General features: G+C 44.4%; 19 protein-coding genes. 12 read left to right on the top strand and 7 right to left on the bottom strand.

Annotated elements, in window-relative coordinates; genetic code table 11:
- Positions 1-23 precede the first annotated feature (23 nt).
- Positions 24-215 carry a hypothetical protein gene (locus WCV65_RS20610; RefSeq protein ID WP_123913024.1) on the top strand — a complete coding sequence of 64 codons (192 nt, stop codon included), beginning with the start codon at positions 24-26 and terminating at the stop codon, positions 213-215.
- A gap of 139 nt (positions 216-354) precedes the next feature.
- Here WCV65_RS20610 and WCV65_RS20605 read toward each other — a convergent pair whose 3' ends face one another.
- Positions 355-1245 (bottom strand): LysR family transcriptional regulator, encoded by an 891-nt coding sequence (locus WCV65_RS20605; RefSeq protein WP_338779064.1) that lies wholly within the window; start codon positions 1243-1245, stop codon positions 355-357.
- Between the two features lie 112 nt (positions 1246-1357).
- Here WCV65_RS20605 and WCV65_RS20600 point away from each other — a divergent pair, with 112 nt between their 5' ends.
- Complete coding sequence (locus WCV65_RS20600) at positions 1358-2380, top strand: YeiH family protein (RefSeq protein WP_338779063.1); 1023 nt, start codon at positions 1358-1360, stop codon at positions 2378-2380.
- 137 nt (positions 2381-2517) lie between these two features.
- The gene (gene htpG, locus WCV65_RS20595; protein WP_338779062.1) at positions 2518-4398 is read left to right on the top strand and encodes a molecular chaperone HtpG; all 1881 of its coding nucleotides are present in this window, start codon (positions 2518-2520) and stop codon (positions 4396-4398) included.
- 65 nt (positions 4399-4463) lie between these two features.
- Here htpG and WCV65_RS20590 read toward each other — a convergent pair whose 3' ends face one another.
- Positions 4464-5582 carry a GGDEF domain-containing protein gene (locus WCV65_RS20590; protein WP_338779060.1) on the bottom strand — a complete coding sequence of 373 codons (1119 nt, stop codon included), beginning with the start codon at positions 5580-5582 and terminating at the stop codon, positions 4464-4466.
- A gap of 184 nt (positions 5583-5766) precedes the next feature.
- On the opposite strand from WCV65_RS20590, the gene WCV65_RS20585 reads away from it, so the two are divergent.
- The 3 genes from WCV65_RS20585 to WCV65_RS20575 all read left to right on the top strand — a co-directional run bounded on the left by WCV65_RS20585 (position 5767) and on the right by WCV65_RS20575 (position 11109).
- A complete protein-coding gene (locus WCV65_RS20585; protein WP_338779057.1) occupies positions 5767-8298 on the top strand; it encodes a DUF2339 domain-containing protein in 2532 nt (843 codons plus the stop codon).
- Positions 8282-9544: a DUF3999 family protein gene (locus WCV65_RS20580; RefSeq protein WP_338779055.1), complete on the top strand. Its 1263-nt coding sequence runs from the start codon at positions 8282-8284 to the stop codon at positions 9542-9544. The genes WCV65_RS20585 and WCV65_RS20580 overlap by 17 nt, the downstream gene beginning before the upstream one ends.
- A 110-nt stretch (positions 9545-9654) precedes the next feature.
- Entirely contained in the window at positions 9655-11109 is a 1455-nt protein-coding gene (locus tag WCV65_RS20575; protein WP_338779054.1) for an RQC-minor-2 family DNA-binding protein, read from the top strand.
- A 99-nt stretch (positions 11110-11208) separates the two neighbouring features.
- On the opposite strand, the gene WCV65_RS20570 is transcribed toward WCV65_RS20575, so the two are convergent.
- Entirely contained in the window at positions 11209-12261 is a 1053-nt protein-coding gene (locus WCV65_RS20570; RefSeq protein ID WP_338779052.1) for a DUF3900 domain-containing protein, read from the bottom strand.
- 133 nt (positions 12262-12394) lie between these two features.
- Between WCV65_RS20570 and WCV65_RS20565 the strand changes: the two genes are divergently transcribed.
- The 4 genes from WCV65_RS20565 (at position 12395) to WCV65_RS20550 (ending at position 16258) form a co-directional block, all read left to right on the top strand.
- Positions 12395-13840 (top strand): DEAD/DEAH box helicase, encoded by a 1446-nt coding sequence (locus WCV65_RS20565; protein WP_338779050.1) that lies wholly within the window; start codon positions 12395-12397, stop codon positions 13838-13840.
- Between the two features lie 359 nt (positions 13841-14199).
- Entirely contained in the window at positions 14200-14682 is a 483-nt protein-coding gene (locus WCV65_RS20560; RefSeq protein WP_338779048.1) for a hypothetical protein, read from the top strand.
- A 69-nt stretch (positions 14683-14751) separates the two neighbouring features.
- The gene (locus WCV65_RS20555) at positions 14752-15495 is read left to right on the top strand and encodes an alpha/beta hydrolase (RefSeq protein WP_338779046.1); all 744 of its coding nucleotides are present in this window, start codon (positions 14752-14754) and stop codon (positions 15493-15495) included.
- 49 nt (positions 15496-15544) lie between these two features.
- On the top strand, positions 15545-16258 hold the full coding sequence (locus WCV65_RS20550) for a DNA alkylation repair protein (protein WP_338779044.1): 714 nt from the start codon (positions 15545-15547) through the stop codon (positions 16256-16258).
- Positions 16259-16332: 74 nt separating this feature from the next.
- Here the strand turns inward: WCV65_RS20550 and pepT are convergent, their stop codons facing one another.
- The gene (pepT, locus tag WCV65_RS20545) at positions 16333-17565 is read right to left on the bottom strand and encodes a peptidase T (protein WP_338779042.1); all 1233 of its coding nucleotides are present in this window, start codon (positions 17563-17565) and stop codon (positions 16333-16335) included.
- 157 nt (positions 17566-17722) lie between these two features.
- Between pepT and WCV65_RS20540 the strand changes: the two genes are divergently transcribed.
- Positions 17723-18709: a bile acid:sodium symporter family protein gene (locus WCV65_RS20540; RefSeq protein WP_338779041.1), complete on the top strand. Its 987-nt coding sequence runs from the start codon at positions 17723-17725 to the stop codon at positions 18707-18709.
- Positions 18710-19039: 330 nt separating this feature from the next.
- Here the strand turns inward: WCV65_RS20540 and WCV65_RS20535 are convergent, their stop codons facing one another.
- Positions 19040-19975 carry an aldo/keto reductase gene (locus tag WCV65_RS20535; RefSeq protein WP_338779039.1) on the bottom strand — a complete coding sequence of 312 codons (936 nt, stop codon included), beginning with the start codon at positions 19973-19975 and terminating at the stop codon, positions 19040-19042.
- Positions 19976-20157: 182 nt separating this feature from the next.
- Entirely contained in the window at positions 20158-20862 is a 705-nt protein-coding gene (locus tag WCV65_RS20530; protein ID WP_338779037.1) for an AraC family transcriptional regulator, read from the bottom strand.
- A gap of 72 nt (positions 20863-20934) precedes the next feature.
- On the opposite strand from WCV65_RS20530, the gene WCV65_RS20525 reads away from it, so the two are divergent.
- The gene (locus tag WCV65_RS20525; protein ID WP_338779035.1) at positions 20935-22656 is read left to right on the top strand and encodes an alpha-glycosidase; all 1722 of its coding nucleotides are present in this window, start codon (positions 20935-20937) and stop codon (positions 22654-22656) included.
- 131 nt (positions 22657-22787) lie between these two features.
- Here WCV65_RS20525 and WCV65_RS20520 read toward each other — a convergent pair whose 3' ends face one another.
- Entirely contained in the window at positions 22788-24251 is a 1464-nt protein-coding gene (locus WCV65_RS20520; RefSeq protein WP_338779033.1) for an alpha-amylase, read from the bottom strand.
- Positions 24252-24399: the final 148 nt, after the last annotated feature.

The raw sequence follows: 24399 nt of genomic DNA, 5'->3' as shown, positions 1-24399 counted from the left end.
AATTCCCGAAGGAGTTATGTCCAGTGAAATACTTCAAAGGCCAAATGAAACAGCTGGTAAAAGACAACAAAGAACTGCAGCACCGCTTAAAAGAAATGATGGAAGAACATGACCTGGAGAAAAATTTCGCCCTCAAAGCACTTTATCATTCAGAAGTGGCGGAAGGCGGAAAGTATCAGTTAGCCTACCAAGCACTTGACCTGCCTAAAGGGTAGGTCAATTTTTTTGTGATTTTTTACTCATCAAATGTTTTACAAAGAGAGAACTGCATTATTGATTCATCTGGTTGCTTGTTCAAGGATGCATGATCGAAAACCAATCCCTAAATCTTCGGCACGATTTTACCCGTCCAATCTATTTTTTCCATCGCTTCCTCAACGTCTCGATAAAGGCTTCCACGTTCATCTTGCTTTCCATGGCAGGCGAGTACACCATCGAAAGCTTCCGTTTAAAGGTGTGATCCTTTAACGGAATAATGGAGAGTACCTTGTTCCGGAGATCTCTCTCGATCACATGATAGGAGAGCAGAGAAAGGGATTCCATTCCGCTTATGATCGTCTCTTTTATTCCCTGATTGCTGCTGATGGTCAGGAGAGATTGAACCTTTAATCCGTTGGAGCGAATCACGTGCTCCAAGTATTCCCGTGTACCTGAGCCTACTTCTCTTGTGACCCACGATTGACTGTGAAGGTCTGCGATGCCGGTTTCTCTTTTTCCAGCCAGCTTATGTTTGTTGGAAGCTACGACAAACAGTTCATCCTCGAGGAAGGGCTCAACGGTCAGTTCTTTTTCATTGGTCTGCCCTTCAATGAGGCCGATGTCGACTTTAAATAAACGGACGGATTGAACAATCTCCTCCGTATTGCCGATGATGATCTCAAGATCCAGGTTCGGATATTTTGCTTGGAACTCGACAAGGAAGGCGGGAAGAATGTATTCTCCAATCGTGAAGCTCGCACCAATCGTCAGCTTGCCTTTTATATCATGGTGGTGCTCGAGAATATCCTGTTTCGTTTGGTCATACATGTTGATCATTTGTTTGGCACGGCTGTAAAGAATTTCGCCGGTCGGAGTAATTTTTAACGATTTTGGCGACCGGACAAAGAGTTTCGTTTGAAACTCCTTTTCCAGATTTTTTATATGAAGGCTTACACTTGGCTGTGAAATGTGAAGCAGCTCAGCTGTTTTCGTGAAATTCTTTACTTCTGCAAGTGTAACAAAGGTTTTCAGTGCATCATAATACATATCATCCCGCCTTATCTATTATAAAAACTAATAAATATAATCATTTATATGTATTTTACTAATAGTTCAGCTTCCAGTAAAGTGTAAGGAACAACATAAGGAAGTGGCAATCATGGAGGAAACAACGATAAGACCAATCAAACAAAATATAAATTTGGGGTGGATAAAAGGAATCGGAGTGACGCTGTTTTTGGCAGCCGCAGCCAAGTATCTATCAGTCTTGCCTTTCCTCTCCATTTTGGGACAGTTGGTTATCGCTTTAATGCTCGGTATGGCATGGAGAGCGGTGTTCGGTGTAAAGGAAGACTTAATCCCAGGTGTATCTTTTTCAAGCAAAAAGCTGCTAAGGGCCGGCATTATTCTGCTTGGTATGAGGCTGAATTTAGCGGATCTGTACAGTGCCGGATGGAATGTGCTTGCGATCTCCGTTATTCACGTCGTATTCGCTCTCTTTGTTGTATACTGGCTGACACAATGGCTTGGCGTAGATAAAAAGCTGGGCCTGCTTACTGCCTGCGGAACGGCGATTTGCGGTGCTGCAGCAATAGCGGCAATTTCCCCGCAGCTTAAAGCAAACGACGATGAGACGGCAATCAGTGCAGCCGTAATCGCAGTGCTCGGGACTCTTTTCACACTAATTTACACCCTGTTTTACTCTCTGCTCAATCTCAGCCCGGCTGAATATGGGGTTTTTAGCGGTTCTACACTTCACGAGGTCGCACATGCCGTCGCGGCTGCAGCTGCCGGCGGCGGCCAGGCGATCGACAGTGCGGTCCTTGCAAAGCTTACAAGGGTCGCGTTATTAGTACCGGCTTCCATTGTCATTGGGCTGATTATGCAAAAAGGCAAGCCGCGTTCGGGTAGTTATAAGGGATCCTTATCCATCGTTCCCTGGTTCATTTTCGGATTCCTTGCGATGAGCGGACTGAATACGCTTGGGGTGGTTCCTGAAGCAGCAGCCAAAAACATGGTGGACCTTTCTTACCTTTTGATTGCGATGGCGATGGCGGGTCTTGGAATGAATGTGGACGTGAAGACGTTCCGCACTTTAGGATTGAAGACTTTTATAGCGGCCCTGCTTGGATCCATCCTTTTATCGGTACTTGGATATATGCTTGTGAAACTTTTCAGCTGAAAACAGTTCCAGTTTTAAGAAAGGTTTTTAAGGGAAATGAAAAAATATTGATTAGCACTCTTGATGATAGAGTGCTATTTTTATAAACTGATAGAGCAGGTGTTTACAATATTAGGTGAAAGAAGGGAGATTTTTTTATGGAAAAGAAGCAATTCCAGGCAGAGTCCAAAAGACTGTTAGAAATGATGATTAACTCCATTTACTCTCAAAAAGAGATTTTCCTCCGCGAGCTGATTTCCAATTCCAGTGATGCGATTGACAAAATCTATTACAGAGCCCTTACAGACGATACATTAACGTTTAATAAAGAAGGCTACTACATAAAAGTAACGGCAGATAAGGAAAGCCGCACATTAAAGATCTCAGACACGGGAATCGGAATGACGAAGGAAGAGCTTGAGAACAACCTTGGGATTATCGCAAAGAGCGGTTCTCTTGCGTTTAAAACGGAAAATGAATCAAAAGACGGCCATGATATCATCGGACAGTTCGGTGTCGGCTTCTACTCAGCCTTCATGGTGGCAGACACGGTAACCGTTCTGACAAAGCCGATCGGCAGCGAGGAAGCCTATCTATGGAAGTCTGATGGGGCCGATGGGTATACAATTGAAACCGCGGAAAAGGATTCAGTAGGTACAGAGATTGTTCTGACCATCAAAGAAAACACAGAAGACGAGAGCTATGATGAGTATTTGGACGAGTTCCGCCTTAAGTCCATTATCAAAAAATACTCCGACTTTATCCGCTACCCGATCAAAATGGATTCGACGGAAAGCAAGCTGAAAGAGGGCAGCGAGGACGAGTATGAAGAGATTTTTGGAGAGCAGATTGTCAACAGCATGGTGCCGATCTGGAGGAAGAACAAAGCAGAGCTGACAAACGAAGATTACGAGAACTTCTATGCAGAGAAACGCTACGGATTCGATAAGCCTCTCAAACATGTTCACATCAGCGTTGACGGAGCTGTAAGATACAATGCCATTCTCTTCATTCCGGAGCAAACACCTTACGACTACTATTCAAAGGAATTTGAAAAGGGTCTTGAGCTATATTCCAACGGCGTCCTGATTATGGAAAAATGCTCGGATCTTCTGCCCGACTACTTCAGTTTCGTTAAAGGGATGGTCGATTCAGAGGACCTGTCTCTTAATATTTCGCGTGAAATGCTCCAGCATGACCGTCAGCTTAAGCTGATTGCGAAAAACATTAAAAATAAAATTAAGAGCCAGCTTCAAAGCATGCTGAAGGAAGACCGCGAGAAGTACGAGAAATTTTACGCTTCATTCGGCAGACAGCTGAAATATGGCGTATACAGTGACTTTGGAGCGAACAAGGAAGATCTTCAAGACCTGCTTATGTTCCATTCCTCCAAGGAGAAGAAGCTTGTCAGGCTTGCTGACTATGTATCCAGAATGCCTGAGGATCAAAAGTACATCTACTACGCTTCCGGTGAAAACCACGAGCGCATTGAAAAGCTTCCTCAAGCGGAACTGGTGGCGGATAAAGGCTACGAAATTCTTTACTTCACAGACGAAGTGGACGAATTCGCGATCCGCATGCTGATGTCCTATAAAGAGAAGGAATTCAAATCCATCTCAAGCGGCGATCTTGGAATTGAAGATGCAGAATCAGAAAAAGAAGCCCAAACAGAAGACGCGGAAAACAAAGAATTGTTCGGCCGCATGAAAGAGCTTCTTGCAGGCAAGGTAAAGGATGTACGCGTGTCCAAGCGTCTGAAGTCCCACCCGGTATGCTTGACAGCTGATGGGGAGATCTCCATCGAAATGGAAAAAATCCTAAAAGCGATGCCGGATAACCAGAATATCCAGGCGGACAAAATCCTTGAAATCAACCCGAATCACGAGGTCTTCCGTTCACTGAAAGACTCTTTCGAAAAGGATGAAGCAAAGCTTGCTTTATATACTGGCTTGATTTACAACCAGGCCCTTCTCATTGAAGGCCTGCCGATTCAGGATCCGGTTGAGTTTACGAACGACATTTGCAAAATTATGGTGTGATAATAGAGCAGGCTGCCGGTGAAAACTAGGCAGCCTGCTTTTTTCTTCGGTATCTCTCTACTGTTCTAGATGCACGGTCCTGTCTCCGTTTTTCGCTCCGCCGCTTCTTCAGCAGCATAGCCCACTCGGTTTCTTCCAGACCTCTTTGCTGCATATAGTCCGCGGTCGGCCGTTTCAAAGAGAAGCTCCGGACGATTGACGTTTTCCGGATAACAAGCGACCCCAATTGATGAGGTCAGCATAATGCCGGTACTGTCTGGCAGAATAAAATCTTCTGATTCAATTGCTTGCCGGATGGCCTCTGCCATTTTTCCTGCTTTTTCTAAAGAACAATCATATAAGAGAACACTGAATTCTTCTCCGCCATTCCGTGAAACCTCTTCTTTATTTCGTGCGTTTCGTTCGAGAATCCTCGCCAGTTGCTTTAGCACCGCATCTCCTGCCGGATGGCCGTAAGTGTCATTCACCATTTTGAAATGGTCTATATCGATAATCAGGATGGAAAGGTGTTTTCCGGTTTTTCGTGCTTTTTTTACATTGGCATTCATCAATTCATCAAATCGCCGTACGTTATTGATTCCTGTTAAAAAGTCTTTTGATGAAATGCTCTTAAGATTATGGAATTGAATGTTGGATTTTTTAATATAGTCAGCTACGAATGATAGGAAAAATCCGGATGGGAGCCCTGCTGCTAAAATGGCGATATAAATTTGCTTTAATACATCCCGGTCTTCCATTTGAAGGTGAAAGGAAAACATAACAACCACAATCGCTGTTACATTCATTGCTATAGACTTCTTAAGAGAGGAAAGTCTAGTCCGTGATAAGAAGATACAGAATAAAGATATGAGAATCATTGTGAGACAGGACGTGATTGAAAAAGCGCTCCACTCGAAGAAAAAAATTCCGGAGCTGCCAACAATGATAGCAGTAAGAATCGAAGCCATTGCCCCGCCATACCAGGTAGCTAATACGATGGCGAAAAACCGCAAATCGATCTGGGCGTAATCTCCAACAGGAATGGAATATACAATCATCAGGATCGAACCAAGAACTCCTGCAACAATCCCCGTCAAAGCCTTTGTGTACATATTTAAGTCGGTGGGGTATCTCCTGAAAATCTGTCCTGCAATAAATAAAAAGGAAGTTAAAATCGCTGTATGGGTGGTTAAGTCTCGGATCATGGCAGCAGCCCTCCTTTGGGGATTATTAACTAGTTCAATTATCCTATTTATTCTTTTGTATGTCTACATATAGTGAGAGTTTAAAATATTATTTTGTATTTATATAGTATTGATGTAAAAATAAGGGTATATAGTGCAATGGTGCTAATAAATTGTAAAACAAATGTCATTCAGGGGGCATAATATGGACGAATTAAAAGGCAGGCTGAGGCAGGCAAAAGAAGCCCAGGCTCAGCTGGCAAATGAATTTAACGAGATTGTGAGAGAGTATGAAGCTCAGGACTTTATACAGGAAAATGAGCGTCTCCATCACGATAACAAAGCATATGAAAAGCAGGTCCATGAATTAAAAAAGAAAAATCGGGAAGTAACAGATGAAAACAGCAAGCTCCGGGTTGCTCTTCAGGAGCAAATGCTGGATGAAAAGCTCAGCATTCTTAAAATCTCCCGTGAAAAGCTCCATACATATTTCGGGAAAGGAACCAACTCCCGTGAAAACCGGCTGCAGGAGCTTGAGCAGCAGGTAAAACGAAATATTGACCAATTAAAGCTGCAGGCTTCCAAAAACCTGGGGGAGGATCAACACGAAATCCTGTCCGAACTTCAGCAGTTTTCAATGAAGGTAGAGGAGCGGATCAGGCAGCATAAAGAGCTCTTGAACCAAAAGGAAAAAGAGGCCGCACAAGGAATAGCGGCGCAATATGAAAAACTGGCAGCCGAAGAACTGACAGAAGACATGATGCAAAAACGAATGAAGCAAAATCAGGTGGAAATGAAAATCGGTTTGAGCTGGATTAACCGGATTGGGATTTTGCTGATTATTCTTGGAGTCGGTGCGGCATTCAGATATACGTATGCCACTTGGTTTAACGACTACTTCAAGGGAGCAACCTTTTTCCTTCTTGGCGGGCTTATGCTGGCAGGCGGGGAATGGCTTTACCGAAAACAGCAAAAAACGTTTGCCCTCGGTTTGATTGGCGGGGGAATTGCTGTTCTTTACGGATCAATCTTTTTCAGTTACTTCCTGCTGGATATTATTGGCACGACCGTCGCCCTTCTTCTATCCGTTCTCGTGACGGTATCAGCGGTTCTGCTTTCGCTCCGCTATCATTCGAGAACTGTATGTACATTTGGTCTTATCGGGGGATACATTCCGCTGTATTCCTTTATTATTGCGTTTGGGATGGAAGGAAATGCTGTTTATGCAGCAATGGGCTATGTGCTTTTACTGAATCTTTTTATCCTCTGGATTTCGTTTCAGAGGCAGTGGAATATTGTCCATTACATCAGCTTCTTACTGAATATGCCGACCATGATTCTGCTCATTATCCTCTCAGGTAATCCGCTTGCTGATCTGGGCTATTCGGTTTTCACGTTCCTTCTTTATCTTGGAGTCACACTCAGCTTTCCGTTTAAGCACAAGCTCTCGCTCAAAATACTGGATGTCATCCTGCTTGGATTTAACACCTTTATTAGCTGTGTTGTGATTTACGACCTTTTTAGTGAGCTGGACTGGAATCAGTTCCGGGGTCTTTTAGCGGTTATCTTCTGTCTCGTGTATTTCGGTCTCGGCCGTTTTGCCGAAAAGAAATTGGTCAAGGAAACGCAAACGATGCTGCTCTTCTACGGCACATCTCTTACGTTTGCTATTCTGGTCATTCCCTTCCAGTTCGGCTTGGAATGGGTATCCATCGGCTGGCTCGCTGAAGCGCTTATTCTCATGATTTACGGCTATTCATCCAAGCACAAAACCCTGCAGCAGGCAGGCTGGGTCATCTACGCATTGTGCCTGTTCGGATTCTTCATTGAAGCCGCAGGTAAAAGAGCGGGCTTTGAGTATTTCTTTGATGTGAAGTACACCGCTATTACAGTGGGCCTGCTTTTCGTTCCGGTCTATTACTTGCTGCAGCAAAAGAAGCAGCCTGGTTTTGCTGCCCCATTCCGTTCATTCAGACAGATCGTGGAGGGGCTGAAGTACACCGCATTGGTGAATGCATGGATTTATCTTCTTTATGAATCAATTAGTTTGTACCAGGAACAAGTTCCGGCTGATTTTGAGCAATACAGATTCTACTTGCTCATGATGGTGGCGTTTATCACGGTGGGTCTTGCCTATGCGCTTCCGAAAATCACTCTGCTGTATGACAGGTATGTCGGCTATTTCGGACTGGTTCTGCATGCAATCGGCTGTCTAATCGGGCTTGCTCTAACAGTAAGCACTCCGGTCCTGAAGGCGGAATTGGCGCAGAATACGTTCATTGAATATCTAGCTCTCGTGCTTTTAATTGGATTCAACTTTTTAATTTTCTTCACTGGAAGAGATATGCTGCTGGCCTATATCCGGAAGCAATACAAAAATGTAGAGCTTTATCCGACCATTCTATCTGTTTATTTGCTTGGAATTTTAGCGTCCTTCCTTTATGTGCAATTCCGTCTGGGAGACGTGGGGGTCCTGATCAGCACGATTTTCCTTGCCGTCGCAATCGGCTATATTTTCTACGGATTCAAAAAGCAGTACGTCTACATTCGCCGGATTGGCCTTGGCATTACACTGCTCTCTACGGGGAAACTGATTCTTTACGACCTTGCGTTTTTAACGGAGGGAAGCAAAATCATAGCGTATTTCTGCTTTGGAATAGCCCTGCTTGCCATCTCTTACATGTATCAAAAAGTATCAAGCCGGCAGGAGGCACAGCAGCATGTTTCGGCTGAATAAACCAATGATTCTTTTGGCTGCTGCTCTTTTTATAAGCAGCAGCCCTCCATCCGTCAAAGCAGAATCGAATTTAATAAATTGGAAGTTTGCGAAAAACATAGAAATTCAGAAGGAAGGCAACTACCAGTCCTTGTTTTTGGATGAGGAGGTGTATTCCGGAGCACGTGAGGACTTAGGGGATGTGCGCATCATAAATGAGAAAGGACAGACCGTTCCGTACTATTTGAAGAACGGCTACGGAAGCTCATCCGAACAGGAAACCGTCTATTCGTCGGAGGCCCTTCCCGGAAGAGAGGAAAACGGAAATACACTCTATGATTTCAAAATCATTCAAGAAGAAAAAAACACAGATATTCTAGGGGAGACCTTGAAGGCAGATCTCCCTGACCAGCCTTTTCTAAAGAAAGTAGAAGTGCTGGGTAGCTACGATGGTCTTAAGTGGGAGCCCGTAAAGGAGGACACCCTCTACAATACAGGCGAAGTGAAAAACGATACGATAGACCTTGGAATGGCAATGAAGTTCAGCTATTATCGGATCAAAGTAATCGGCAACACCGAAAAAATCGTTTTGCCGGGCTTATCGCTTATTCACAGCGAAACAACAGAAAGCTTCAAGGAATTTTCCGAAAAGAAAACACCGGAATTTACGGCTGTTGAAAAGGGAAAGCAAACCATCGTCACGATTGAAAACAAGCAAAGACTCAAAACCGCCAAGGTGTCGCTGAAAGCAGAGGGGAACTTCCGCCGGACAGTGGAAATAGAGGATGGCTCTGGCAGTCCGATCTCTTTAAGCGGAGAAGCAGAACTCTATAGTGCCAATTTCAAAAATACCCGCATTCAGAATACCGGCCTGACCTTTCAAGTACCTTCCGCTGCTGAGAAAATCGTCATAAAAATCAGCAATGAAGATAACGCACCGCTTGGCATTAAGGAAATCACCCAGGAATATGCTATTGACCAAATCGTATTCGAAAAAAGCAGCGGGGGTACGTACCAGCTTCTGTACGGCAACGAGGAGGCAGAAATTCCCCAATACGATATCGAAGAATTTCAACGCTTTATTGAAAAAGAAACCGTCAGCGAAGCGGTGCTCGGCTCTGCACTCCAACGTCCTAAAGCGGCAGAGCCAAAGGAAAAAAAGGTTTACTGGTTTCAAACAGAATGGGTATTCAACATCATCATCGGTCTCACTTCAATCCTGCTGATCGTTTTTATTTTGCAGAAGATGACAAATGTGAAAAAGTAGAAGCCGGTCCGGGTGCGGGCTGGCTTTTTTGAATGGCACCTTAAGATTTTAAATCACCTCCGTTCCTCGTTATAATGGTCATTAAACAACAACGGAAAGCAGGAATGGCCATGAGTCTTCAATTGCACGCCCAATATTTTGATCCGTACCCATCCCTTGCTGTGCTTCCGCTCGGCAAGAAAAATAAAGAAGTCCGGTCTGCCGGTCATAAGACGGAGCGGGCTTTGCTCAATCGTATTCAGGAATGCCTGGACGAGCTTAGCCTTTCAATAGACGAAAGGGAAAGGATCCAGAGCTTTCTCCAGCTTGAAAAGGGAGCATTCTTTCCGGTTTTTTCAAACAGGCAGGAGCAAATTCATCCGCATCTCATGAAACCGGAATCTTTTTTGTGGAATGATTTTTCAGCGGGACACGGCATTCCTCAGATAACGGAAGCTTTTTATACAAAGGATTTTACGGAGATGACCAAAACGGCCCTTTCTGCACACATTCAGATGGTCGTGAGAGATTATCTGTTTTGCGCTGCAATTTCATTAAAAAGCAAGAGTGAGTGGGAGAACATCATTGAACAGAGCTATGAGCTCCATCCATTTGTCCAGCTTGCGAGAGCAAAACGGGAGGTGGTTCAAGCGGTGGAAAAGATGAACCGTTCCTCCCTGCTTTCTCTCCTGACACCACCCGAAGATGTGGCATTTTGGAGACACCGTGTAGAAATTGTTATGAGACCTTACCGGGAACTTCCAGAGCAATGTGGCCACGAAAAGCAGCTGTCATTTGATTCGCTGAACGAAGTTATCACTCAAACATGTGATGAGTGCAAAACAAAGCGGATGTTTCATGTGAAACATTCCAAAGTGGAGCTTGAAGAAGAGCCGGATATGGAAAAAGCGGTAAAGCGAATTTCAACAATTGAGAGGCAGTTTAACGAAATTGCTTTAAAGAATGAAACCATTCTAAATGATTTAGGAAATGTAGCTCAATGGAAAAAGGAGCTTGCCAGTTTGCCTGAAATCCTGCAAATGAAAAAGGAGCTGACCCGCTATCCCGTTCAGCCGGACATTGTGAAGGAACCGTTTCTGGGCTTTGCGGAGGAGCTTTCTCAAGCAGACATTCCAGCTGAAAGAGCATCTTCCGAGTTGATCTGGCTAGCGGGCTTTAGGCTTCCAGCCATATCCATGCTTAAAGAGATTCGCAAGCAAACAGTGGATGAGGCAAAAGCAAAACTTGAAGCTCTGCACCAGGGATTAAAAGAAGCAATGGAAACCGAGCCTTTTCAGCCTGAAGATGTATGTATACAAGTTAAAAACCAGTCCCTATCCTTTGAACAGGTTTTTGCCATTCTGAATGAATTAGACGGTACACTGAAGGATAAACCGCTCCACTTAATCGCCCAGCTTCTCAAAGGCAGGACCTCCTATCAAATCAGAGCACAGGAGCTCGATCAAACACCGTTATACGGCAGTCTTGGAAGATGGGAAGAGAAAGATATCCAGAAGGGCTTTAAGAAGCTTGAGAAGGAAGGCTGGATTGAGAAACGCATGAAGGGGTATGAGGCTCTGAAATAAGCGGATTATCTCATAGTTGAATAGAAAAATAAAAAGAGGAATTGGACTCATCCAATTCCTCTAAGTGTAGTTTGAAGATATTCACCGCTGAGGCTTATTTTATTCTTTCCCCGCAATTCGCTCAATCACCTCATGCAGCCCCTCAGGCTTATGAAACTCGATCGGGGAAAATCCCTTTTCAAACGATATCGTTTCTGCTTCAACTAACAAAACGTACCGCCCATTTATTTTCGCTAGATGAATCGAGTCCCCAAATTCAGCAAGCATTCCTTTCACCTCGGTTTCCCCGAGCTTCATCTTCAGCTGTGCTTCCGGTGTATGCTCGACAATTTGCGCGGCCGCTTCGATTACCTGATGGGTATCGAGCCGCTCCTGAATTTCCCGTTTTTCACTGGCTTCCCAGATCTCCATATCATGTTCAAACTGCTGCCGTTCCTGGCTGTTTTCTTCGTATGTTTCCAGGACGTGCTCCTGTACCATCGTCATGACTTGGGTTTTCATAATTTCCGGCATGGATTCGCCGTACTCTACATATTTCAAAAAGTCTTCAAAGTACCGTGCGTGCGATGCCTGATGGATTTTCAGCTCAGATTCCTCTGTCATTCCTTCTTCGGGCATGTATGGGTATTGGATGGACTTCATGTTTTTTGTTGTGATGGCCATCTCGACCTTTTGAATTAATGCTTTTTCATCTGCAATGGAGGCGACTTTTGGTTCGAAATCGCATTTCATAATGAAAACAAAGGAGTCATCAAAGTATTTTCTCGGTACGGCTGAGGCAACTAAAAACGCCCCTCCGCGGACCGCGCTCGTATCCAAATAGGTGCGGACGAGCTGCTCGCTTCCCTCATCAAAAGCCTCTTTTGTTTCAGCGAAACGAATCCGGTGAAGCATATTGTAGTTCGGATTAGAATCGAGATCGTAGCCCGGCTCCACAGCAAAATAGCCGATCTTAGTCGGCACCTGCTCGGATGGCGGATGCTTTTCTGCCTTCCTCTTTACGATTCTTTTCAGCTCGCCATCAAGAAAATCCTTCAAAGCACTCGCTTCAAACTCCTCCTGATCAAGTGTTTGATAGTGCTTGAACCGCTTTGAATCCTGATCCTCTGCCTGTATCACGTAAAAGGATAAAAACCTCATGGTAAAATCCATTTTATCAGCCCCCGCTTTCAATTCTTTCAGTATAAAAAACACGAGCCGGTCCGTCAATTTAGCGAAGCTGTTAAAATGGGCCGCTGCACCGTATAATAGACAGAGGACAAATAACGAAAAGGGGCTTACGCTTTTGAGTACAAACAGCTTCAAAGATTTTGCATTAAACGAGGATATTTTACGAGCTTTGGACAGCCTTGGATATAAATCGCCGACAAACGTTCAGGCGAGTGTCATTCCGCCAGCGCTTGAAGGGAAAGATATAGCCGTTAAATCCCGGACAGGAAGCGGAAAGACAGCAGCCTTTGCGATTCCGCTTTGTGAATTAGTCGATTGGGAAGAAAATAAACCGCAGGCACTCATATTGACTCCAACACGGGAACTTGCGGCACAGGTTAAAGAAGACATCACAAACATCGGCCGCTTTAAACGGATTAAAGCAACAGCGGTTTACGGCAAATCGCCATTTGACCGCCAAAAATCAGAACTGAAGCAAAAAAGCCATATGGTTGTGGGCACACCGGGAAGGGTGCTTGACCATATTCAAAAAGGCACGCTTCAGCTGGATCAGCTCAAGTATTTTGTCATTGATGAGGCGGATGAAATGCTGAATATGGGCTTCATTGAACAGGTCGAAGCCATCATTCAGGAATTGCCGGAAAACCGTACGACGATGCTTTTTTCTGCTACTCTTCCAAAGGACGTGGAAAGTCTTTGCCACCGCTATATGAAGAATCCGCTTGATATCGAAATTGCGTCGCCAGAACAGGCAGCAAGCCAAATCCAGCATTCTCTTTATATTGTGAGCGAAGAGAATAAATTCCGTCTGCTAAGAGACGTAACGGTAACGGAAAATCCGGACAGCTGTATGATCTTCTGCCGGACGAAGGATCAAGTGGATGAGCTTTTCGAACTTCTCGACAGACTTGGCTACACAGTGGATAAAATCCATGGCGGGATGGTTCAGGAGGATCGCTTTGCGGTAATGAACGAGTTTAAAAGAGGCGAATTCCGATATCTCGTTGCGACTGATGTAGCAGCAAGGGGAATTGATATTGAAAACATCACGCATGTGATCAATTATGATTTGCCGCTTGAAAAGGAGAGCTATGTTCATCGTGCAGGCCGGACAGGCCGTGCCGGACGTTCCGGAAAAGCGATCACATTTGCAACACCATTTGAAGACCGGTTCCTTGCAGACATCCAGGAATACATCGGATTTGAGATCCAGCAGCTCGATCCTCCTGAAAGAGAACAGGTCAAAGAAGCTCAGCATGCATTTGACGAGAAAATGGAAGAAGAACCAGAGCTGAAAAAAGATAAAAGCGAGGAACTGAACAAGGGCATCATGAAGCTCTACTTTAACGGCGGGAAGAAAAAGAAAATCCGAGCCGTCGACTTCGTCGGAACGATCGCCAAGCTTGAAGGCGTAACAGCAGCTGACATTGGCATCATTACGATTCAGGAAAATGTTTCTTACGTGGAAATTCTAAACGGAAAAGGCCCGCTCGTCCTGAAGTTGATGAAAAATACTACGATTAAAGGGAAACAGCTTAAGGTTCATGTAGCAAATAAATAAACAGTAAAAGAGACTTGCCTTTAGGTGAGTCTTTTTTTTATGAACTCCATTTACTGACTCCTCACTCTGTTTCTTGACTATGTTTAAGCCGTTAAAAAATTTTACACCTGTTTGATTGGAGCGGAAGGCGAGAGACTCCTGCGGGAGCAGCGGGACATGTGAGACCCCGCAGGCGCAAAGCGCAGAGGAGGCTCACAGCCCGCCCCGAGGAAAGCGATCGCCTGTAGCGGAAATCAATAGCCAGATTCAGTAAAGAGTTTTTAATATTTTACCAATTATGTAAAAATAAAGTTTTAGGACCTTGTGTCTGTGGTAAAAGAACTAATGAATAAAAAATGATCGTTTAAGGAGACGTCTAAATGAAGAAAACGTTTGGTATTTTATCTTTGATTTTCATGATTTTTCTGGCTGCCTGTTCGAGCCCTCTTCAAGAGGAGCTTCTCACATATGCCAACGAACAGCTTCCAAAGCTTGGAAAAATGGAAGAGAGCGCAATGAAGAAATATGAAGAAGCTGCGAATACGAATGATGAGCAAAAGATTGCAGATGCCATTAATAACAGCGTCATCCCGGCATACACGAAAATTGCTGAAGAAGCAGACAGTATAACCATTACAGATGATGAGCTGCAAAAATTGCATAAACGCTACACGAATGTGATTAACCAGCAAATCGAAGGATATAAAATGGTCGCAGATTCCATTGATCAGCAGAGTGATGAAATGTTTAACATGGCAAGTGATTTAATCAGTAAAAACTACAGTAAAATGGAATCCTTTCGTAAAGATTTAGAAGCTTACGGGAAAGAGAATGATCTAAAAGTGGAAGAGCCTAAGAACTAAAACCTCATCACGAAGATGAGGTTTTTTATGCTATTCTAAACGTACCAACTATCTTCAACTGGAGGGCCTATGAAGGAAAACATCGTTTTTATCCATGGTTTGACGGGTTCAAGAAGAGCGTTCAAAAAACAAATGGACTATTTTAGCCACAAGTATAATACATATGCCTACGATTTGCTTGGCCACGGCGAGGACCGCGGCGAAATAACAGATTTTTCTCTTGATGGGCTGGTTGCACAGCTGGAGGAGCTGTATGAAAGGGAGGGAATTGAAAAAGCACACCTCTGCTCCATCAGCTACGGCTGTTATCCAAGCACAATCTTTGCAAGCTGGTATAAAGAGAAGGTGTCAAGCCTTTGCTATATCGGCGGCCATTATAACTCAGATTCCCCGCTCAAGCTTGTCCTTCAGCATTTCCGTGACAACCGCTACAGTGATTACCCTGATTGGCTCAGGCGCTATTCCAAAGACTTGTTTCCAAAAAGCGGAGTCGTGGATCCTTACGCCCTGATCTCCACCAGACTTTATTATAAATACGGATTGGAATTACACGAGGATGTGCTGAAAAAAGCCATTGAACACAGACTCGATTACGATTTAAAAGCAGACCTGAAACAAGTGGATGTTCCGGTTTTATGGATTATGGGGGACCATGATAACCTGTTTAAATCCAGTATTACAGACTTGGATGAGGTGATTCCGCATGCTTTCTATAAAGAAATTCCCCATACCGGGCATGCGGCCAATATGTTCCGTCCTTTTGCCTTTAGAAGGATGTATGCCGAATTTTTGCAGGGAAAACAGGAGATTTAATACATAGCGCAGAATGGAAAAAGAAAGAACGCATGCGGAAGGTGATTGAATGGCAACGTATCAGGAAGTCATGGAAAAACTGGAAGAGCTCGGATCAGAGCAGACAAAGAAGACCTTTTTCAACCATGGAGCACAGGAGCCCTTTTATGGAGTAAAAGTAGGCGACATAAAAAAGCATTTAGTGAAAAAAGTGAAAAAGGATCAGGAGCTGGCTCTAAAACTGTATGATTCAGGGAACAGCGATGCGATGTACTTAGCAGGCCTTTCCGTCAATCCAAAGCTCATGACAAAGGACCAGCTGCATAAATGGGCGCAGGGAGCGTACTGGTACATGCTTAGTGAATATACGGTGGCGCAGGTGGCAGCGGAGTCTCCGTATGCACTTGAGCTTGCCCGCGAATGGATCGGGTCAGAGCAGGAAATGACAGCTTGCGCTGGGTGGAGTACATATTCCAATTTTCTTTCGATCGCTCCGGATGAATCCATTGATTACGAAGAGGTCAAAGAGCTGCTCCATCAAGTGGAAACAGGGATTCATCAAGAACGGAACCGCGTCCGTTATGTCATGAACGGCTTTGTTATTTCGGTCGGCGGCTACTGCCTGCCCCTTCATGAAGAAGCAAAACGAGTGGCTGCGGCAATTGGAAAGGTCCATGTGAATGTTGGAAACACGGCTTGCAAAGTCCCGCTGGCAGAAGCTTATATTGAAAAAATGGAACAGCGGGATTCGATTGGGAAGAAGCGGAAGACGTGTATATGCTGAAAAACGGCATCATAGCATGAATCAATGATAATGAAAAAAGAGACCAATCCATGAAAGCGGATTGGTCATTTTTACTATGCCCGTTCTTCAAACAGCTCAGCAATCTTAGCAATAACTTGAACCGATTTCAGCATATGATCAACAGATGCAAATTCATATCTTCCGTGGAAGTTCTCGCCCCCGGTGAAGATATTTGGTGTAGGCAGTCCCATGTAGGAAAGCTGGGAGCCGTCTGTTCCGCCGCGGATCGGGGATACGAGTGGCTCGATTTCAAGGCTTTTCATGGCGTCATAGGCAATGTCGACGATTTCTTTAACCGGCTCAATTTTCTCGCGCATGTTGTAGTACTGGTCGTTCATTTCAAGATGGATACAGTCTTCCCCGTATTTTTTCTGGAAATCGGCAACAATCTGTTCCATGAAGACCTTTCGGTTAGCAAACTTGTTTTTATCATGATCACGGATGATGTAGCTCAGTTTCGATTCCTCCACATCTCCCGTCATAGAGGTAAGGTGGAAGAAGCCTTCATACCCTTCGGTTGATTCAGGCGCTTCTTCTGACGGAAGCATGCTGTTGAATTCCATGGCTATTTTAGCAGAGTGAATCATTTTGTTTTTCGCTGTACCAGGATGAACGTTTTTCCCTTTGATGGTAATCTTTGCGCCTGCCGCATTAAAGCTTTCATACTCTAATTCTCCAAGAGGACCTCCATCCACCGTATAAGCAAAAGAAGCGCCAAAGGCTTCCACATCAAAACGGTGAGGTCCGCGGCCGATTTCTTCATCAGGAGTAAAGGCAACGCGAATTTTTCCATGTTTGATTTCCGGGTGCTGAATTAAATAATCCATTGCCGTCATGATTTCTGCAACACCTGCTTTATTGTCAGCACCAAGAAGTGTTGTGCCGTCCGTGGTAATTAAGGTATGGCCTATGTAATTCTTCAGGTTCGGAAAATCAGATGGGGAAAGAACAATGCTTAAATCCTTGTTTAAAAGAAGATCTTCTCCATCATAGTTTTCGCGGATTTGGGGTTTTACATCTGTTCCGGTGAAATCCGTAGCTGTGTCGACGTGCGCAAGGAAACCGATGACCGGAACATCCTTTTGTGTATTAGAAGGCAGTGTAGCCATTACGTACCCGTTTTCATCCATCGTAACGTCTTCCATGCCGATTTTTCTTAGTTCCTCCGTCAGCATCCTGGCAAGGACGAGCTGGCCTGGTGTGGATGGGCACGTCTCGCTTTCTTCATTGGATTGTGTTTCTACTTTTACATACGATACAAACCGGTTAATTAATTCCTGCTTCATAGCTGGAAGCCCCCTCTATCATTCATATACCTATTTTACCACCATTCATGGGCAGATTCCTATAACGGGACGGAATACTCTTAATTGTCAGAATCTATTGAAAGTTTAATGCGGCAGCGTTATAATCGGAACATTATCTGACAAGGGAGAGGATCAAATGAATGGATTAAACAAAATTAGTGACATTGCAGGGAAGACATTCATTATTTGGATTCTCTTATTCGGCGTGATTAGCTTTACCGCTCCGCAGGGATTTTTATGGATCAAGCCTTACGTATCGATTTTGCTGGGAGTTGTTATGTTTGGAATGGGAATGACATTATCGATGAATGATTTCAAGGAAGTTGGGAGAAAGCCGAAAAGTGTATTAGCAGGGATCGCTGCACACTACGTCATTATGCCGGGACTCGCATACGTGCTTGTTTTACTTTTTGAACTGCCGCCTGAGCTTGCGGTAGGAGTCATTTTGGTAGGATGCTGTCCGAGCGGGAGCGCATCCAACGTGATGACCTTTTTAGCAAAGGGAGACACGGCCCTAGCGGTGGCGGTAGCCGCCGTTTCAACCTTGCTTGCCCCTCTTTTGACACCGGCTATTATCTATCTCCTTGCCAGTTCCTGGATTAAGGTCGATGCAGGCAAAATGTTCGCTGATGTCATGCTCGTCATCCTGATACCGGTTATCCTGGGTGTGTTCGTCCAGTTCTTCTTTAAAAAGCAGGCTGAAGGCGCAACTAAAGCGATGCCGCTCGTTTCCGTTGTGGCCATCACCGCAATTTTATCTACGGTCATTGCAGGAAGCCGGGATTTAATAGTAGAATCCGGCTGGATCGTGCTCCTTGTAGTGGTCCTGCACAACCTCGCAGGATTTGGCCTCGGTTTTCTGGCAGCGCGGCTGCTGGGACTCAGCTACGAAGCTCAAAAAGCCATTACATTCGAGGTCGGCATGCAAAACTCAGGGCTCGGGGCCTCACTCGCCATCAGCCATTTTAGTCCGGTAGCTGCCGTGCCGAGTGCGATTTTTAGCTTCTGGCACAACGTCTCAGGTCCGCTGCTGGCAAGCTATTGGGCGGGAAAATCTGGGGGGAGTAATGACGGGAAGCCCAGTTTGGAGGGGAAAATGGTGAATGCGAGAGAAGCTAGGTGAAATTAGGGGTAATTTCGATAAGCTGGGCAGGATAAATTATTGAAATTTGCAGATCGATTATCGAACCCATAGCGATGGAGGTCACTAAACTGCCCCTGATTAACTATATCGACCGAAATTCTAATATATCGGCCGAAATAAAAATATATCGACCGAAATTCTAATATATCGACCGAAATCTCAATATATCGACCGAAAAATCGATATATCGACTTTTCGACAAAATCCGCACCGCCGTTGCGCCACCCGTACAACCAGACCAAGAAGTCCGCTCCCTTCAATACAAAGAACCCCGGCTACCCAACAAAGCCGGGGTTCAACAACATATATCTATCCTCGAAAAATCGAGTCAATCCGCTCAATTTCTTCTCTCGTCAGCTGTACATCCAGTGTTTTAAGGTTGTCCAGTACCTGATCCGGTCTTTTTGCTCCTGGTATGAGAGCGTCAATCGAGTCACGGGTTAAATACCACGCAAGCACGACATGAGCCACGTCTGCGTGATTGGATTCTGAGATTTCACGAAGTTTTTCCACCTTTTCCAAATTCCGCTCGAATGCTTCTCCCTTGAATAAAGGATTTTCCGCTCGGATGTCGTCGAACTTCGAATCCTTCGAGTATTTCCCTGCGAGCAATCCGGATGCGAGCGGGAAGTAAGGGATGAATGAAATTTGATTTTCAGCTGTGTAGGGAAGGAGATCCTTTTCTGCCTCTCGCTGAAATAGATTGTATTCGGACTGAAGGACATCTACATAGCCGTCTTTGTTGGCTTCCTTCAGCTGATCAATTGAAAAATTGGAAACACCGATTGCTTTGATTTTCCCTTCATCTCTCAGCCGCTTTAATTCCCCAACCGCCTCATCCTTCGGCGTTTGTTCATCAGGAAAGTGAATATAGTAAAGGTCGATATAATCCGTCTGCAGCCTTTTTAGACTGCCTTCAACGGCCTCTCTCAAAAAAGCGGGGGAGTTGTCGAGTTTTACTTCGCCATTGACAAATTTATGTGCGCCTTTTGTTGCAATTACGATATCATCACGGCTTCCGCGTTCCTTTAATACTTCGCCGATCAGTTCCTCTGAGCGCTCCGGTCCGTAGATAAAAGCGGTGTCGAGGAAATTCATTCCGGAATCAAGTGCAGTGCGTACCAATTCCTTTCCTGTTTCCTCATTCAAGTTTGGATACAGGTTATGCCCGCCTACTGCATTGGTGCCGAGTCCTATTGGATGAACAAGTAAGTCAGATTTTCCTAGCGCTATTCTTTCAGTCAATTCTTTTCAACTCCTCATGTTAGTCTGCGTTCATCATAACAAGCCTTGGAGTCTTATGAAAACAATCTGATTCTATTAAAAAAAGGCCCCGGTTTTAGGGCCTTAACTAAATTAACAGTTTTTATATACATAGAATCATATAAATGTACAAATCAGGTTATCCATTTTTCTTATAATAAAAATTATGATTGCGACGCTGGCAGCTTTCTCCGGTATTGAGTTGGAGACATGCCGGTTAATGATTTAAATGTTTTGCTGAAATGTCCCTGATCATGGAAGCAGAGGATCATGCTGATTTCGAAAATGCTTTTGTTCGTAGTGGAAAGAAGGATCTTTGCCCGTTCAATTTTGATCTTTTTCGCATATTTCATAATGCTGACGCCCATCTCCTTTTTAAAGCAGGAGGAGGCATAGCCCGCTGAAATCTCAAGTTCTTCAGAGAGTTTTTTTATGGAAAGATGGTTTTCAATGTTCATGTGCAGGTAAGGCAGAATTTTGTTGGTTACAAAGCTTTCTGTCACTTCCATGTCGTAGATCACCAGGTCAAAGTACGCGGAGGTCATTTCTGCTTCAAGCGATTGAAGGGCTAAGAGACTTGGCTGCCTTGGAATGGAAGTGTAAAACCGGTTGTACAGGCTGTGAAGGTAGTGCTTTGTGACGCCAAGCTTCATGATTTCCCTTGTGTAGACGGCATTCCAGATATAGAGGTCGATTTTCTTTGCAGAGGCCGGATAAAATTGTTCGTTTTCTTCTTTGTGCTTGGCTGTGATAATCTCCAGCATCTTCGGCTTGTCCCTTGATTCAATGAGGTACGCGGCGTCAAAGGTAAACAGGTAGGAATCGGATTGATACGTTTCATGCATTAGCACATACACCTCGGAAATCATGATCGATCTACTCCTATTATAGTCCATTCTATGGAAGTGCAAGAAAAAAATGTTTAATAAGGAGAGAGTTCATTGAACAAACATGCAATCTATCATATACCGGATGTGCCATATGCCTATCCAAGAAATAATGAGACCTTAACTGTAAGGCTTAGAGCAGCAAATCAAGACTTGAAAACATGCAAAATTTATTACAAAGACCGGTATGATTGGACTTCTTCGTTTCTCGTAAAAGAGATGGAAAGGAGCGAGGAAACGGACCTGTTTTCTTTTTATGAAACAAGCCTTTCATTGAAACGTAACCGCTATCGTTATTATTTTGAGCTGATTGATCAGAGTGGCGATTCAGTCTTTTATGATGAAAGGGGATTTAGAGAGGGCGATTTGATACAAAACGAGGCCACAGCCTTTCAGTATGCGTACATAGCAGAAGCAGATGTGTATGAGGCGGCAGAGTGGCACAAGGAAGCGATTGTCTATCAGATTTTCCCCGATCGTTTCTGCAATGGAAATGCAGCTATTAATCCGCCTGGAACTAAAGAATGGGGAACGGAAATCAACGCTTCCTCCATGTTCGGCGGAGATCTGCAAGGAATCATGGATAAACTCGGCTATATTGAAGAACTAGGGGTGAATGTGATTTATATGACACCTGTTTTCCCGTCATCCTCCAATCATAAATACAACACAGCCGACTATTTTTCAATTGATCCGCAGTTCGGCACGCTGGATACAGCGAAGGAACTGATCAGGAAGTGTCATGAAAAAGGAATCAAAGTTATTTTTGATGCGGTTTTCAATCATACGGGAAATGACTTTTTTGCTTTTCAGGACCTGCTGAAAAATCAGGAGCAATCAAAATATAAAGATTGGTATTTTGCAGACAGCTATCCTGTAAGCGAAGAAAAGGTTAATTATTATACATTCGCAGACAACATTATGGAAATGCCCAAGCTGAATACGTCAAATCCGGAAGTGCGGGAATACTTGCTGAAGGTAGCTGAATTCTGGATAAAGGAAGCAGGTATTGACGGGTGGAGACTGGATGTCAGCGATGAGGTCGATCATGAATTTTGGCGGGCATTTAGGAAAACGGTCAAAGCTGCCAATCCCGATGCGGTTATCATTGGAGAAATCATGCACGAATCCAGTGCCTTTTTAAAGGGAGATCAAATGGACAGCATTATGAATTATCCTTTTAAAGGCGCAGTAGCGGACTTTTTTGCCAAACAGGAAATGACGGCTGAACAATTTGACGACATTTTAACCTTTAACCGCACGATTTATATGGAGCCTGTAACGAGACAAATGTGGAACCTGGTCGGCAGTCACGATACAAAGCGTTTCCTGACGGAGTGCGGGGAGAGGGAAGAAGCGGTAAGACTTGCGGCTGCTTTTCAATTCGCGTACATTGGTGTTCCTTATATTTATTACGGAGACGAAATCGGCTTAAGCGGCGGTGAGGAACCGCAATCAAGGAATTGCATGGTTTGGGATGAAAAAGAACGCAATAACGAGCTGCTCGAATTTTTTAAAAAGCTGATTTCCATCCGTAAATCAAGCAAAGCTCTAACTCAGGGAAGCTATAGAACGCTTTATGCAAAAGAAAATGTCTTCATGCTGATCCGGAAGTGGGAGAATGAACGTGTTGCAGCCGTTTTTAATAATGGAGATTCGGCAGTAAAATTAACATGCCCTCTTTCAGGTACAGAGCTGATGACTGGTGAAAAAATCGCCTTCGGTCATGCTCTGACAATGGAGCCTATGTCATTTAAATGGATTAGAGCTGAATAGAAAAAAAGCTGATTGCAGCGGAAATCAGCCCAGCCATAATTAAAATAACCCCCGGAATGCTGACTGCATTCCGGGGGGTTCATAAAGTATTTCTTTTCAGCAGGACTTTTTAGACCGCCCATTCCATTTTATTACTTATCTTCATCCGGCAAAGCCCAAACGGAAACACTTTCCCCGTTTACAGGAAATACCGCGAAACCGTCTTCTTCAATTTCGACCGTGTCTTCTCTTGTATTGGTTAAATCCACCCAAACCTCACCGGCCCGGTGTTCGCCGACGAACATTCTTTTCTCTCCTTCATCTCCATTGGAGATCACAACAGCCAAGCCGGAGCCTTCCATTTCATCCACGCCCCTGCGGACCCAGCCAATAGTATTCGGATGATCAAAATAGTCATCCTGCTCACCGTAAGCTTTGTTGCAGCGCGCTTTAAGCAATGGATCAATGGCGATTTGCTTGCCATCAACCGGTTCGTCTCCGCCAATGCCGAAGTAATCTCCATAGAATACACAAGGATACCCGTCTTTTCTAAGCAGAATTAATGCATAGGCGCTCTGTTTAAACCAATCGCCAACCCATGATTCAAGGGCTTCGTTCGGCTGTGAATCATGGTTATCGACAAAAGTCACAGCATTCATCGGATGGGACTGGACAAGTGTATCGTCAAAAATCGTGGTAAGGTCAAAATCGCGGCCCGCCAATGATGCTTCATGAAGCTTGTAATGGAGGGAAACGTCGAAAAGGTCCATCTGATAATCAATCTGATCCAAAAATTCCTGGCAGGCGGCAAGCTCCGAGTTCCAGAACTCTCCAACCATGTAGAAGTTATCTCCGCGATGGCTGGAAGCTTCCTTCGCAAAGTTTTTGATAAATTCATGGTTGATATGCTTGATTGCATCCAATCTATATCCATCACAGTTCAGCGTATCGGCAAGCCACTTGCCCCAGTCGATCATCTCCTGCTGAACATCCGGGTGGTCGTAATCAATGTTGGCAAACATGAGGTAATCATAGTTTCCAAATTCGTCGTCCACATTTTCATTCCAGTCTTTGTTTTTGCCAAGTATGCGGAAAATTCCTGACTTTCCGGTTTTTGCGTCGTAGTCGGTTCCGTTAAAATGCCCAAAATTCCATTTAAATGAAGAATATTTGTCTCCGCGTCCCGGGAAGGTAAATTTCGTCCATCCTTCAATATCGAAAGGCTCGGAAATGACGTTTTCGCGGTTTTCCGGATCGACCTCCACTACTTTAAATGTTTCCGTTTCATCCGCTGCGGCTTTATGATTCATGACAATATCGGCATAAACCTGAATGCCATTGTCGTGGCAGGCCTCGATAGCAGCAAGAAGCTCATCCTTCGTGCCATATTTCGTGCGGACGGTTCCCTTTTGATCAAACTCTCCTAGATCATACAGATCGTATATTCCATAGCCGGTATCTTCAGCTGACTGTCCTTTCGTAACAGGGGGAATCCAAACTGAATCAATGCACATTTCTTTTAATTTGGGAGCCATTTTGCTTAGGTTCTTCCAGTGCTCCCCATCTGCTTTCAGATGCCATTCGAAAAATTGCATCATTGTGTGATTCTGCGGCATATCCATTCCTCCTGTATTTAGCTCATCTAAAGATAAATAGCCATAAAGGGGGGGGCGGTAAACCTTTCACTGGGAAGTATTTCATGCATAGGTGTCCTATTTCGATCAAAAGGACCAAAAACTGACACTGGCATTCACTAATAAATCA

The sequence above is a fragment of the Metabacillus sp. FJAT-52054 genome (genome assembly GCF_037201815.1).
Lineage (GTDB): Bacteria > Bacillota > Bacilli > Bacillales > Bacillaceae > Metabacillus_B > Metabacillus_B sediminis.
Note: the sequence above shows the minus strand (reverse complement) of the source record. Positions and strands in the feature narration are given on the sequence as shown.

Excerpts from the sequence above, each read along its gene's own strand:
- WCV65_RS20520 (WP_338779033.1), bottom strand. The coding sequence starts at position 24,251 with ATGCCGCAGAATCACACAATGATGCAATTTTTCGAATGGCATCTGAAA.
- WCV65_RS20575 (WP_338779054.1), top strand. The coding sequence starts at position 9,655 with ATGAGTCTTCAATTGCACGCCCAATATTTTGATCCGTACCCATCCCTT.
- WCV65_RS20555 (WP_338779046.1), top strand. The coding sequence starts at position 14,752 with ATGAAGGAAAACATCGTTTTTATCCATGGTTTGACGGGTTCAAGAAGA.
- WCV65_RS20540 (WP_338779041.1), top strand. The coding sequence starts at position 17,723 with ATGAATGGATTAAACAAAATTAGTGACATTGCAGGGAAGACATTCATT.
- WCV65_RS20530 (WP_338779037.1), bottom strand. The coding sequence starts at position 20,862 with ATGATTTCCGAGGTGTATGTGCTAATGCATGAAACGTATCAATCCGAT.
- WCV65_RS20585 (WP_338779057.1), top strand. The coding sequence starts at position 5,767 with ATGGACGAATTAAAAGGCAGGCTGAGGCAGGCAAAAGAAGCCCAGGCT.
- WCV65_RS20600 (WP_338779063.1), top strand. The coding sequence starts at position 1,358 with ATGGAGGAAACAACGATAAGACCAATCAAACAAAATATAAATTTGGGG.
- WCV65_RS20580 (WP_338779055.1), top strand. The coding sequence starts at position 8,282 with ATGTTTCGGCTGAATAAACCAATGATTCTTTTGGCTGCTGCTCTTTTT.
- htpG (WP_338779062.1), top strand. The coding sequence starts at position 2,518 with ATGGAAAAGAAGCAATTCCAGGCAGAGTCCAAAAGACTGTTAGAAATG.
- pepT (WP_338779042.1), bottom strand. The coding sequence starts at position 17,565 with ATGAAGCAGGAATTAATTAACCGGTTTGTATCGTATGTAAAAGTAGAA.
- WCV65_RS20590 (WP_338779060.1), bottom strand. The coding sequence starts at position 5,582 with ATGATCCGAGACTTAACCACCCATACAGCGATTTTAACTTCCTTTTTA.
- WCV65_RS20605 (WP_338779064.1), bottom strand. The coding sequence starts at position 1,245 with ATGTATTATGATGCACTGAAAACCTTTGTTACACTTGCAGAAGTAAAG.
- WCV65_RS20570 (WP_338779052.1), bottom strand. The coding sequence starts at position 12,261 with ATGGATTTTACCATGAGGTTTTTATCCTTTTACGTGATACAGGCAGAG.
- WCV65_RS20560 (WP_338779048.1), top strand. The coding sequence starts at position 14,200 with ATGAAGAAAACGTTTGGTATTTTATCTTTGATTTTCATGATTTTTCTG.
- WCV65_RS20550 (WP_338779044.1), top strand. The coding sequence starts at position 15,545 with ATGGCAACGTATCAGGAAGTCATGGAAAAACTGGAAGAGCTCGGATCA.